The 12744-nt window shown below is 71.0% G+C and carries 7 protein-coding genes; 1 reads left to right on the top strand and 6 read right to left on the bottom strand.

What is annotated here, in order from left to right; genetic code table 11:
• The first annotated feature begins 208 nt into the window (after positions 1–208).
• The gene (locus LR393_RS30305) at positions 209–1267 is read left to right on the top strand and encodes a sodium:calcium antiporter (protein ID WP_231488528.1); all 1059 of its coding nucleotides are present in this window, start codon (positions 209–211) and stop codon (positions 1265–1267) included.
• Between the two features lie 155 nt (positions 1268–1422).
• On the opposite strand, the gene LR393_RS30300 is transcribed toward LR393_RS30305, so the two are convergent.
• From LR393_RS30300 to recC, 6 genes are all read right to left on the bottom strand, one after another.
• A complete protein-coding gene (locus tag LR393_RS30300; RefSeq protein WP_231488526.1) occupies positions 1423–2544 on the bottom strand; it encodes a zinc metalloprotease in 1122 nt (373 codons plus the stop codon).
• A 124-nt stretch (positions 2545–2668) separates the two neighbouring features.
• Entirely contained in the window at positions 2669–3508 is an 840-nt protein-coding gene (locus LR393_RS30295) for a 3-hydroxybutyryl-CoA dehydrogenase (RefSeq protein WP_231488593.1), read from the bottom strand.
• Positions 3509–3704: 196 nt separating this feature from the next.
• Positions 3705–3905, bottom strand: coding sequence for a hypothetical protein (locus tag LR393_RS30290; RefSeq protein ID WP_231488524.1), 201 nt, complete (start codon positions 3903–3905; stop codon positions 3705–3707).
• Between the two features lie 158 nt (positions 3906–4063).
• Positions 4064–5971, bottom strand: a complete 1908-nt coding sequence (gene recD, locus LR393_RS30285; protein WP_231488522.1) for an exodeoxyribonuclease V subunit alpha — start codon at positions 5969–5971, stop codon at positions 4064–4066.
• On the bottom strand, positions 5968–9333 hold the full coding sequence (locus LR393_RS30280; protein ID WP_231488521.1) for a UvrD-helicase domain-containing protein: 3366 nt from the start codon (positions 9331–9333) through the stop codon (positions 5968–5970). The genes recD and LR393_RS30280 overlap by 4 nt, the downstream gene beginning before the upstream one ends.
• On the bottom strand, positions 9330–12707 hold the full coding sequence (recC, locus tag LR393_RS30275; RefSeq protein WP_231488519.1) for an exodeoxyribonuclease V subunit gamma: 3378 nt from the start codon (positions 12705–12707) through the stop codon (positions 9330–9332). The genes LR393_RS30280 and recC overlap by 4 nt, the downstream gene beginning before the upstream one ends.
• Between the last annotated feature and the right edge of the window lie 37 nt (positions 12708–12744).

The following is a 12744-nucleotide window of genomic DNA, read 5'->3' as shown; positions in this document are numbered from 1 at the left end:
CTCTTGGTGTTCCGGAGGGGAGTAGTCCGCGAACTCACGGTCGACATACTGAGAGCCTGGCTCTCCGGTCGTGAGACCTGCCTGGTGCAGGTGGACGAGACCTTCGGTCCCGAAACAGGAACGCATTCGTGCGTCCGTTTTCGGGATCGAAGCTTCCCCGAAAGCCTCAGATCCCGTCGACGACGCGGACCAGGCTGGGGAAAACATCGTGTGGCACTTCGTGTTGCTCATCGTCTGTGCGGTGGCGATCTACCTCTCGTGTGAGTGGTTCGTCAACGCCGTCGAATGGCTCGGCCAACGGCTCAACGTCGGAAAGATGGCTGTCGGCAGTATTCTCGCCGCGTTCGGAACCGCCCTGCCGGAGTCTGTCGTCACCCTGGTGGCCGTCACCACGGGCGCCACCGAAGACGCCAAGGACATCGGCGTCGGCGCCGCGATGGGCGGCCCGCTCGCCCTGGCCACCGTCGCGTACGGCGTCACCGGCGCAATGTTGCTGTACCGCAAGCGGATTCTGACGCGTGAGCTGGTCACCGCGGGCGACGGTGGAGCATCTGAGGATCTGACCGGCCCCTCGGCCCTCGGCACCCCGCAAGACACTGCCCGCCTGGCCCGCGACCAGAAGTGGTTCCTCGCCGTCTTCGTGTTCAAGGTCGCGCTCGGCCTGGTCGCCTTCACCTTCAAACCCGTTCTGGGGCTGCTGTTCTTCGCGGTCTACCTGCTCTACTTCGGGAAGGAGATGAGCAGCCAGGGCGGCCACGACGGCGGTGACGAGGACGACGAACTGGAACCCCTCAAACTTCAGCCGAACGCCGATTCCCCGGCCACCTGGGCGGTTCTCGCGCAGACCGCGGCCACGCTGGTGGTCATCTTCATCGCCTCGCAGCTCTTCGTGCACCAGCTCGACGCGATCGGCCCGATGATCGGCCTCTCCGGCACGGTCACCGCCCTGCTGCTCTCCCCGATCGCCACCGAGCTGCCCGAGATCATGAACGCCATCATCTGGGTCCGTCAGGGCAAGGTGCGGCTGGCCCTGGCCAACATCTCCGGCGCCATGATGATCCAGGCGACCGTGCCCAGCGGCCTCGGCCTGCTCTTCACCGATTGGCACTTCGACGGCGCCCTGACCTGGTCGGGCATCGTCACCATGATCGCCATCGTCTACCTGCTCGCGACCATGGCCGCCCACCGTCTGACCCCCGCGAGGCTGGCCGTCGCGGGGGTGTTCTACCTGGTCTTCGCAATCGGCCTGATACCGATCCTGAGCTAGCCGCCGCCCCTTCCTCCGTGATCATGCAAAACCTCCCCAGCGTTCTAGAACTCCGGGGAGTGGGGGCACCTCCCGGCCGAAGGCTGGGGGATTTGCATGATCACGAACAGGTGAGGACGCCCACCAGAGGCTGGTGGGCGTCCTCAGTCGGGGGTTCAGGGAGTGGGGGTTCGCAGGAAGGTCAGCCGGCCCGCCACGTCGTCGCGGCCCGTGGCCCGGGCCTCGACCACTGCGCGATCGAGCACCGGCGGCGGGATCAGGGGTCCGAGGGGGCCCTGCATGGTGTGGATCAGGGCGTCCCAGTCGTGCTCCAGAGCCTGGGTGAGGGCCAGGATGGCGGCGATGTTCGGGTCTCCCGGACGGCGCTGTGTTTCCTGCTCCAGCAGCGCGTGCCCCTGCGGCGCGTCACCGGTCAGGCTCAGCACCGCTCCGTGCAGCGCCAGGTCGATCGGCACTCCCTCTGGCAGGCTGTGCATCACCTGGCGGGCGCGCTCGGCCTGGTTGCGCCAGAGCATGTCGACGATCATCGTCTCCGGGCTCTGACCCGGCTGGGGCCCGGGCTGGCCGTCGGAGCTGACCGAGCGGTTCTGGCTCAGGTCGCGCACGGTCAGGAAGTTGTTGACCGCGAAGAAGAGCAGGAAGATCACCAGGAAGATCTGGCCGCTCAGGAACTGGTAGGCCGCGAGGGCGGCGAGCACGGAGACGACGATCGAGACCATGGCCGCGCGGCGCAGCCGGGTGATCGGGTCGCCGGGCAGGAACTCCCGCATCGCCTGGCCGCCGTCGAGCGGCAGGATCGGCAGCAGGTTCAGCACGCTCCAGCCGAGCGATGTGAAGATGCCGAAACGCAGTGCGTACCAGCCCCACTCGCTGGTGATCTCGGTCCACACGGTGGCCTCGAGGAACATCAGGGTGAAGCCGATGGCGAGGCCGACCGCCGGGCCGGCCAGGGAGATCGCGATCGAGCGGGCCCGGGAGATCTCACCGGGCGGAGTGAAGCTCGTGACCCCGCCGAAGCCGGCCAGCGCGATCTCCGGCTGGGCGCCGGTGGTGCGCGCGACCACGGCGTGGCCCAGCTCGTGGGCCAGCACCATCACCGGCGTGATCAGGATCCAGACGGCCAGGCCCACCATCGAGCTGGGCGTGGACATGTAGCCCAGCACGGCCATGATGATGATGAACGACCAGTCCAGATGCACCGGGAAGCCCAGGATCCGGCCTTTGAACAGGGCGCGGCCGCCTTCGACCGGGCCGCTGGTCGGACCGCTCAGGCTCATGCGCCGGCCTCTTCACGAGGGGCGGCCGGTTCGGTGCAGTCTGTGCGCGTCACCTTTACATGGTCTCCCGAGCGCCCGGTCGAGCGCGACCCGGCCCAGGAGATTCCCAGACAACAAACAGTCATCAGTAGGCGTAGAACCCCCGGCCGGACTTGCGGCCCAGCAGACCGGCCTCGACCATTCGGCTCAGCAGGGGCGGCGGGGCGAAGAGGGGTTCCTTGAACTCGTCGTAGAGCGACCGGGCGATCGCGGCGGTGGTGTCCAGGCCGATCAGGTCGGCCAGGCGCAGCGGACCCTGCGGGTGGGCGGCGCCCCGCACCAGGCCCTCGTCGATGTCCTCGGCGGTGGCGAAGCCCGACTCCAGCATCCGGATCGCCGAGAGGATGAAGGGCACCAGCAGCGCGTTGACCACGAAGCCGGCCCGGTCCGGGCTGCGGATGGCGTGCTTGCCGAGCACCTCCTGGGCGAAGTTCTCCGCGCGGCGCGTGGTCTCGTCCGACGTCAGCAGGCTGGGCACAATCTCGACCAGGGAGAGCACCGGCACCGGGTTGAAGAAGTGGATGCCCAGCACGTGCGAGGCCCGGCCGGTGGCCGTGGCGATCTTCATGATCGGGATGGAGGACGTGTTGCTCGCCAGGATCGCGTCAGTCGCCTTCACGATCTGGTCGAGCTGGGCGAACAGCTCGAGCTTGGTCTGCTCGTGCTCGACCACCGCCTCGATGACCAGTTCCCGGTCGGCCAGGGCCGCGAGATCGTCCTCGACACTGATGTTCTCGAGCACCTGAGCGGCCGACTCGATCTTGCCCTTGCTCTGTGCCCGCTCCAGCGAGTGGCTGATCCGCGCCCGCCCGGCCTCGACCCGTTCCCGGCCCGACTCGACCACGACGACGTCCTGCCCGGCTCGCGCACAGACCTCGGCGATCCCCGCACCCATCAGCCCGCACCCGACCACACCGACCCGCATCCCGGCCTCCGCACTGAGTCGCCCGACGTTGCTCACTGCTGCTCAACGTTGTCAGAACGACCCTAGGTGCCGTGGCCGGGGAACAACACCCCGTTCGTGATCATGCAGAACCTCCCCAGTCTTCTAGAACTCTGTCGCGGACAGTTCTAGAACGCCGGGGAGGTTCTGCATGATCACGGAGGAATGGAAGGGGGGTTCAGGCGGCGAAGAGGATGCCGTGGAAGAGGCGGTCGTGGATGGCTCGCAGATGCGCAGCCTCGGCTGCCGGGAAGGGTCCGCCGGTCAGGTCGCAGGTGTCGCACGACATCATCGTGCCGACCTCAGAGCTGTTGGTGGACAGAGGAATTGCCCCGTCGAGGGGACCTGCCGCGGCGGTTCGCACAACGTCATTGTTCATGGCGAGCTCCCGAATTTCCCGGTGCTGTTTACACGTACTTCACAGTAAACGGGCAATATGGCTAGCGGAAGTTGATCAACATGTGTCTGACATCTCGCGCTGCACCTATGGGCAAAAATGCTGACACGTGCTAATGGCATTTAGGTCGTTTGCGCAGGTCATCCGTTCAGTCGTTCGCGCAGGCCCGTCGCCCGGGCGGCCGGGCGCGCAATGGCTGTGCGCAGCGCCTCTTCGGACCCCATCACCCGAACGTGCTGACGGGCCCGGGTCACCGCGGTGTACAACGTCTCCCGCGTGCACAACGACGACCCGGCGGCCGGCATCAGCACGCTGACCCGGTCGAACTGGCTGCCCTGGCTGCGGTGAACGGTCATGGCGTAGAGCGGGCGCACGGCGCCGAGCCGGGCCAGGGGCACGGGGATCGGGTCTCCGCCCCGGCCGAAGACGGCCAGCAGGGTGTCGTCCGGCGTTGCCACCACCACGCCGGTATCGCCGTTGTAGAGCCCACTCTCGTAGTCGTTCGTGGTGATGAGCAGCGGTTCCCCGGGGTAGCGGCCGTCGCTGCGGGGCACCACCGGATGGTCCTCGAAGATCCACCCGGCGGCCAGGTCGCTCCACAGCTGCACGCCGCGCGGGCCGCGGCGGTGGGTGCAGAGCAGGCGGTGCTGTTCCAGCCCGGCCAGGGCGGCGACCCGGTCCCCGGACACGGCCGCGGCCATCACCTGGGCGGCGCCGGCCCGGACCTCGGCCCGCACCGGTTCCAGCTGCTCGGGACCGGCCCGCTCGTCGTCGGCCAGCTCGATGAACTCGACGGCGTCGCAGGAGGAACGCAGCACCTCGACGGCCCGGTCGGCCTCACCGTCACGAATAGCGGCGGCCAGGGCGGCAATGTCGCCCCCGGCCGCGAACCGGCGGGTGGCCAGCAGCGTGCTCACCCCGTTGCGGAACCGGGCGGTGGGGGTGTCGGGGCTGGGCTCCACGCCGGGCACGGTGCTGCCGGGCAGCACCCGTTGCAGGGCGGCGGTGAAGTCGGCGGTGCGGTGGCCCAGGCTGGAGCGGTCGACCAGGTCGCCGAGCACGGCCCCGGCCTCGACCGAGGCCAGCTGGTCGGGGTCACCGATCAGGATCAGGCGGGTCGCCGGTCGCAGGGCCTCCAGCAGCCGGGCCATCAGGGTGAGCGAGACCATCGAGCTCTCGTCCACGATGACCACCTCGAAGGGCAGCCGGTTGTTACGGTCGTGGCGGAACCGGCTGCGCGCGTCGGGGCGCCAGCCGAGCAGCCGGTGCAGCGTGGTGGCGGTGAGATCAGACCCCAGCCGGGCCTGATCGGCGGCGGGCAGGTCGGTCGCGGACGAGCGCACCGCCTCGTGCAGCCGGGCCGCGGCCTTGCCGGTGGGGGCGGCCAGGGCGATGCGGTACTCCGGGTGCTGTTCGCGCAGCAGGGCCAGCAGGCGCGAGACCGTGGTGGTCTTACCGGTGCCCGGACCGCCCGCGAGCACGCCCACCCGGGCCAGGGCGCAGACGGCGGCGGCGAGTTGCTGGTCGGCGTACTGCTTCTCGCTGAAGAGCCGGTGCAGGCCCTTGGCCAGGACACCCTCGTCGAGGTCGGTGGGCCGGTCGGCGGCGCGCAGCAGCAGTTCGGCGGCCACGGCCTGTTCCTGCTCCCAGTACCGGGAAAGCCACAGCCGGCTGCCGGTCATCCGGACCGGGCCGGTGGTGAGAGGGCTGGCCGCGCACTGCGTCACCCAGGCGCTCAGGTCCGGCCAGGGCAACGCGGCCACGGGTTCGGCCGGGTCTTCGTCCTCTTCCTCGTCGTCGGGGCTGATGGTCTGCGCGGCCGTGGCCAGGTCGAGCACCACCGAGCCGTGCCGCACCGATCGCACGGTGAGAGCGACTGCCAGCAGCACGCTTTCGTCGTCCTCACGGCCGAGCGCCCCGAGTCGCCGGGCCACGTGCACGTCGGCGGCGGTCAGGATGCCGCCCCGGTTGAACTCGCCGAGCAGGCCGGTGGCGGAGGCGGCGATGCGGTGCGGGTCGCCGGGTTCGTCGAGTTCTCGGACCGTCATGCCAGACCGGCCAGGAGATCGGAGGTCGCCGTGATCAGCGAGCTCGGCGGGTTCCAGGTGAAGACGCCCGGGGCGGTGCCGTCCGCGCAGAGCACACCGGGCCCGGACATGCCGCGCAGGAACAGGTATCGCACGCCGCCCAGATGCCTGTCCGGGTCGTAGCCGGGCTGGCGCCAGCGCAGGTACCGGTGCAGGGCCACGCCGTAGAGCAGGGCCTGCAACGGGTAGTGGGCCGCGATCATCGCCTCGGTCATCGCTTCCGGCCGGTAGTCCCACGCGCTGACCGGCGCGTCGGGCGTCCCCAGGCGGTTGGTCTTGTAGTCGACCACTACGTACCGCGGACCGGGAATCCTCAGCACGGCGTCAATGCTGCCGTTGAGGTACCCGCGCAGCGGGACCGACTCGAGATCGGCCAGTGCGTCGGCGTATTCGTGCAGCAGATCGGGAGCCGGGCAGTGCCGGCGCCACAGCGGCACGAGGTCGGACAGCAGCACGTCGCGCGCCACCGGATCGTCGCCCCCGGCCAGGGGCAGCTCGAAGTTCATCTCCGAGAGCCGGTCACGGGCCGAGATGTCGCGCAGAGTCAGGCTGCTCAGGCCCAGCGGCGTGGACACGGCCGGGATCAGCGCCCGCACCAGGGTCTCCACGTCGACGGCGGGCCCGGAGCGCGCCACCCGGGCGGCCACGGTGACCCGGAGCTCCTCCTCGTTGCCCGCCTCGGCCGCCAGTTCGAGCACCTCGTGCACCAGGGTGCCGAAGCGGGGGCCGGCCGGGAGGTCGTTCCAGACCGACGGGACGTCTTGCAGCTCGAGGTCGCCGGTGCCCGTGGCCGGAGCCGGTGCGTCCGGGGAGCCCTCGTCGTCCTTGAGCTGCACCTCCGGCTCGCTCAGGGGTGCGCCGGGCAGGTCGTGCGCGGCCGCCGTCAGGGCGCTGTAACTGGTGCGGCGCCAGTCCAGGTCGAGTTCCCGGTCGAGAACGGCCACGCTCAGCGCCGCGGGTCGCGCCGGCGGTGACTGCCAGGGTGATGAAGGACGCGGCCGCACCAGTTCCACGGTCAGTCCACCGTCGCTGCCGGCGGCCAGGCGTTCGAACGCGGCCAGGGCCGCGGTGTCGGAGGGCACCGGGATCCGGCGCGGCGCGGGGCGTTCCGGATCGGGGTTGAGAAGAATCCGCTGCAACGGAGCCATTGTGGTGTTGAACGTGGGCGCCCACCAGATCACCAGGTGGGACTGGGAACGGGTGAGAGCCACGTAGGTGAGCCGCAATTCGTCGTCGGCGTCTTCCTGCAGGCTGGCCGCCAGGTGATCGGCCCAGGCCTGCGAACCCGGACCGCCCACGTCCCGCAGCCGCCGGTCACCGTCGTGGAACGTGACCGTGGAGATGTCCCGTTCCTTCGGCGCCCACTGGTTCCAGGCGAACGGCACCATCACCACCGGGAACTCCAGGCCCTTGCTGGTGTGCACGGTCATCACCTGCACGGCGGCCGCGTCGGACTCCAGGCGGCGGCTGCGTTCCAGGGCACCCTCGCTGGTGGCGGCCTCGTCCTGACGGTGCCGCAGCCAGACGAGCAGCCCGGTCAGGCCCAGCTGGCCGGTGTCCGAGGCTTCCTGAAGGGTCTGCGTCACGTGCCGCAGGTCGGTCAGAAGCCTTTCCCCACCGGGCATTCCGAGAATTCGGGGCTGTAGGTGGGTACTGCGGGCCACGGTCTCGAACAGGGCGCCCACGCCGAACTCGGTCAGGGCCCGGCCCCACTCCCGTAGGTTCAGCGCGAGTTCCTCGTCGATCTCCTCGCCGCGCTCGTCCAGGTCGCGGGCGGTGGCCCCGAAGAAACAGCCCAGAGCCAGCCGGCGGACGCGGGTGGTGCGGTGGGGTTGCTCCATCGCCTCCAGCAGCAGTCGCCACTGGGCCGCGGCCGGGGTGCTGAACACACTGGTGCGGCCGGTCACCACGACCGGTACACCGGCCTCGGCCAGGGCCGCGTTCACCATCTGGGCCTGGTTGTTCGTGCGCACCAGCACGGCGATGTCACCGGGGCGAAGTTCCCGCGCGGGCGAGGAGTCGCGGGGCTGCACCCGCCCGGCGCCGTCCAGCAGGCGCACCACCTCGGTCACCAGGTCGTGCTGCACCGCCAGCCGGGCCTGTGGCGACTTCGCCAGTCCGCCGTCGGTCTGCGGCAGGTCGTCGCGGGAGAGGATCCGCAGCCGCACTGCCGCGTCACCACCGTCGACGTGCACCAGGCGGCCGGTGTGGAAGGCATCCACCGGCGTCACCCGGATGCGCTCGTCGCCCAGGGCGGAGCCACGGAACACGGCGTCCAGCCCGCGCAGCAGACCCGCGTCGCTGCGGTAGCTCGTGGGCAGGGTGCGCACGGTCTCGGCGGTCTCGAAGGCGTTCAGGTAGGCGTGCACGTCGGCGCCGCGGAACCCGTAGATGGCCTGCTTCGGGTCGCCGATGAGGATCAGCGTGGAGTGCCCGTGGAACGGCCGGCGGATGATGTCCCACTGCACCGGGTCGGTGTCCTGGAACTCGTCCACCAGAACGAACCGGTAGCGGGCACGCAGTCTTTCGCAGGCGGCCGGGCCGACCTGGGGATCGCTCAGGGTGGCGGAGAGCCGGGTCAGGATGTCGTCGAAACCGAAGACGCCCAGGCGCCGCTTGCGCCGGTCCACCTCGCCGCGCACCGCCCCGGCGATCCGGGCCCGCAGCCCGGGGATGCCGCCGATCGACGGGTCCGGCACCAGCTCGGCCATCTCGGCGACCGCGTCCAGGGCCAGCTGGTGGAACTCGGCCCGGCCCAGGTCGGGAGCGGGCGCTCCGGGGGAGCCCCACTTGCGCAGGTACAGGTCGTCGGCCACTTCCCTCACCAGGTCGGCCACGTCTTCCATCAGCACGGTCTGCGGGTCGTGGTCGCCGCTGGTGCCCAGGGTGGTGAGCACCTGCTGGCAGAAGCCGTGGATGGTGGTGACGGTGGCCGCGTCGAAACTGGCCAGGGCCCGATCGAGTCGCTCCAGCCGGCGCTTGCGGCGGGGCTCGTCGGTGTCGGCCAGGTGCACGAGCACGTGGTCGCCGGGATCGATCATCGCCGGGTCGGCCAGGGCCAGACCGTCGCGGGCGCTGACCAGCCGCTCCCGCACCCGCTCGCGCAGCTCGCGGGTGGACTCCCGGCTGAAGCTGACCACGAGCAGGTCGCTCATGTTCTCGGCCAGGCCCTCGGCGAGGTAGCGGGTCACCAGGGCGGCGATGGTGAACGTCTTGCCGGTGCCCGCGCTGGCCTCGAGCATGGTGGTGGTGTCGCGCGGCAGTTCGCCGTTCAGGTCGAACGGGATCTGCCGGCGCAGGGTCTGCTGGCCCGTCGTCGTCATCTGCCCTCCAGGCGTTCGGCCGCCAGCAGCCGGTCCCACAGGCGCCGGCTGAGCCGGCCGAACCGGTCGGTCTCGTCCGCCACCCAGCCCTCACCCTGTTCGTCCGGTGCCGGTGACTGGGTGAGAAGAGTTTCCAGGCGGGCTTTGTCGCCCAGGATCAGGGCGTGCTCGGCATCGGACTGCTCACCGGGGAAGGTGTCGTCCACCCATGACTTCTCCGCCTCGACCCGGGCCGCCGCCACCCGGGAGCCGCGAAAGCGCCGGGCGGCGTAGGCCGCGCCGGTCTTGAGCGGCAACGGCAGGGGGGAGCGCAGGCCGGACCGGTACAGGCCGACGATCTCGGTCAGGGCGCCGGTGGCCAGGTCGGGGTCGAGCGGGTCGAAGACGCTGCGGGCGGCCCCGCCCCGACCGCGCCCGACGGCGACCGCCGACCAGCCACCGCCCGGGTCGGTCGCGGTGAGCGCGAGCAGGTCGATCCAGGCGGTCAGCCGGTGTCGCGGGCCGAGCCGCGAGAAGGTCATCCCGAGCGCGGTCTTCCCCCGCACCCCGCCGACCGTGCCGGTCACCCGGGAACCGTCGGGCAGCGTCACGTCGACGTCGCGGGAGTCGGCCGCGGTGTCGCGCTCGACGGTGCTCGCCGTGAGCACCTGCTCCACCTGGCGCCCGACCTGGGCCAGCAGGGTGCGGCCCAGTTCACCGGGCGGTAGCAGCCCGCGCCGCAGCTCGACGGTGATGCAGTCGGCCGGTGAGAGGCCGGAGAGTCGCTGCCGCAGAAGCCGTTCGCCGACCGCCCACTTCTGCAGGCTGTCCAGCTCGACGGGCAGGCTGTCGTCCGGCTCGTCCTCGGCCAGGGCCGCGCCGACCTGGAGCCGCTGCCGCAGGAATCCGCGGGCCGGGTGCTGGAGCAGACGGTGCAGGTCGGCCAGCTCGATGTCGGCGGTCCGGACGGGGGCCGGAAGAATGCCTTCCAGAAAAGGCTTTTCGGGGTTCTTCGGGCGGGTCAGGGCCCGGGCGCCGTCCAGGGCCGGCTGATCGAAGCTGAACGGGCCGGACCGGCCCAGCACGCCCGGGGTGAAGTTGCGGGGGTCGAACGGCTGGAGCGGATGCCTCACCGTGATGCGGTCACGCACCCGCTCGTCGTCGATCCAGGCGGTACGGTCCACGGCGTCGAGCAGTTCGCCCAGCGGCACGGCCGGCGGGATCGGCGCGCCGGTGCGGTCGTCGGCCCCCGAGTAAGTGATGACCAGCTTCTCCTGGGCCGCGCAGACGGCGTCGAGGAAGAGCTGCCGGTCTTCGCTGCGGGGATCGCGTTCCCCGACCCAGGGGTCGCGCGCGAGCACGTCGTCGCCGTCCGGGTCGGCCCGGCGCGGGAAGCTGCCGTCGTCCAGGCCGAGCAGGCAGACCACCCGGTGCGGCACCGAGCGCATCGGCACCAGCGTGCACACGGTCAGTGTGCCGGTGCGGAACGACGACCGGGTCGGCCGGCCCGCGAGCAGGTCGGACAGCACGGTGCGCAGGTCGGCCAGGCTGCACGGGGCCGGGCTGTTCGCCGCGGCCTCGGCCACGTCCCACAGCTCCGAGCGCAGCTGGTTGACCTCCCAGGCGGTGTTGCGGTCGGTGCCGGCCAGCCCCAGCACAGCGGCCTCCAGCCCGGTCAGCCACTGCGCCACCGGATGCCGGCCCGACATCAGTTCCTGCGCCGTGGCCAGCCGGTCGACCAGCTCGGCCAGCCGCCCGGCCAGGTCGATGTCGGCACTGTCCACGTCGTCCATACCGACCACACCGCCGAGATGCTCGGTGTCGCCCTCCACCGCGACGCCGAGCAGGAGCCGGTCCAGACCGGCTCGCCAGGTGCCCTGACCGATCGACGAGAGGTGCCAGGCCTGCCGGTGCCCCTCGTCCAGACCCCAGCGAATTCCGGCGCCCACCAGCCAGTCCCGCAGGCGGGCGAGATCGTCGTCGTCGAAACCGAACCGCTTGCGCACGGCCTCGCGCCCGGCCAGGTCGAGCACCTGCGGGGCGGTGATGCGGGCGGTGCCCAGTTCGAGCAGCAGGCCGAGCACGTCGAACAGGCCGTTGGTCTGGCGCGGCGACCGGTCGGCGACGCGGACCCGCAGGCGCTGGGCCGGGTGGCCCTGCGCGCTGCCGGGCTGATCGCCGATCGCGAAGGCGGAGGCGACCAGCGGCGCGAAAGTCTCCACGTCGGGGCACATCACGAGAATGTCACGGGGTTCCAGCGTGGGGTCGTCGGCGAGCAGGCCGACGATCGTCTCGCGCAGCACCTCGACCTGGCGCACCCGGCCGTAACAGGCGTGCACCTGTACGCTGGTGTCGGTGGGATGCAGAACCGGGCGATCGGCAACGTCTTTCGTCTCACCCCGGGACAGATCGCGTTGCAGGTTCCCGAGCAGCGTCGAAGGCCGCTCCGGAGAGGGGTGCTCGACGTCGCGGGCCTGCGGGGCGTAGCGCCGCAGGGTCTGCTGAAGTTCCAGAAGATCCCGGCTCATGGACGCCAGCAGCGGGTTTCGCACCCGGCTGCGGCTGTCGTCGTCGGCCCGCCGGATCGCCGGGGCGGTGCCCGCCGTCGCCTCCCAGAGAGGGGGCGAGGGATGGTTCAGCCACAGGTGCACCTCGCGGTGCTCGGCCAGCGCGGCGAGCACCTGCACCCGGGCCGGGGAGAGGCGACTGGCGCCGAAAATTGAGATCCGCCCGGGCAGCGAGCTGAGCGCCGGGTTCTCCCGCAGCTTCGCGCAGGCCTCCTCCAGCAGTTCCGCGGGCGCCGGGCGGCCGATCAGATCCCGCTGGTGCCGCCAGAGTTCCGCCTGCCAGATCAGGTCGTCGTGCAGGCGGCGGCCGTCGCCGAACTCGTCGTGGCCCTGGGCCCAGGCGCTGATCATGGCCGGGCGGGCCTGGCCGTACTCATCGAACAGCCGGGCCAGCCGGGTCGCGACGGCCAGACGGCGGCCGGTGTCGGCCCCGCCGCGCAGATACCGGGCCAGGGCGGCGCACCAGGACTCACCCAGCGACACGTCGATGACTTCGACCAGTGACCATCGGGCCCGGTCGGGGGTCCAGGCCCGCACCGACGCGGAGATCTCCGGGGAGGCGTCCTGCACGGCCCGTTCGACGACATCAGCGGATGATGGGAACTCGACGTTCGCGCACACTCCGTCGGGTGCAGTTTGAGTTCCGGGTGCGGGGGCGGCGCCCGTGCCCAGGACGTGGGCCAGGCGCTGGGTGAGCCACCGTTCCACGCCCTTGGCGGGAACCGCGATCATCTCCACCGCGAAGGCGTCGGGCAGGGGCTCGGCCAGTACCCCGGCCAGTGCGTGCGCCAGGTCGGTGCCGTGCGCGCTGCGGTGCACCGTCAGCACGGTTCAGGGGTGCCCGTCAGCCGTGTCTTCATGGGGA

Source organism: Kineosporia mesophila (assembly GCF_021129235.1).
Classification (GTDB): Bacteria; Actinomycetota; Actinomycetes; order Actinomycetales; family Kineosporiaceae; genus Kineosporia; species Kineosporia mesophila.
The sequence above is the reverse complement of the archived record's forward strand: the minus strand, read 5'-3'. Positions and strand labels throughout refer to the sequence as shown.

What these genes read in the sequence shown, in the direction of transcription:
- recD (WP_231488522.1), bottom strand. Translation starts at nt 5,971, where the DNA reads ATGACGGTCCGAGAACTCGACGAACCCGGCGACCCGCACCGCATCGCC.
- LR393_RS30295 (WP_231488593.1), bottom strand. Translation starts at nt 3,508, where the DNA reads ATGCGGGTCGGTGTGGTCGGGTGCGGGCTGATGGGTGCGGGGATCGCC.
- LR393_RS30280 (WP_231488521.1), bottom strand. Translation starts at nt 9,333, where the DNA reads ATGACGACGACGGGCCAGCAGACCCTGCGCCGGCAGATCCCGTTCGAC.
- LR393_RS30300 (WP_231488526.1), bottom strand. Translation starts at nt 2,544, where the DNA reads ATGAGCCTGAGCGGTCCGACCAGCGGCCCGGTCGAAGGCGGCCGCGCC.
- LR393_RS30290 (WP_231488524.1), bottom strand. Translation starts at nt 3,905, where the DNA reads ATGAACAATGACGTTGTGCGAACCGCCGCGGCAGGTCCCCTCGACGGG.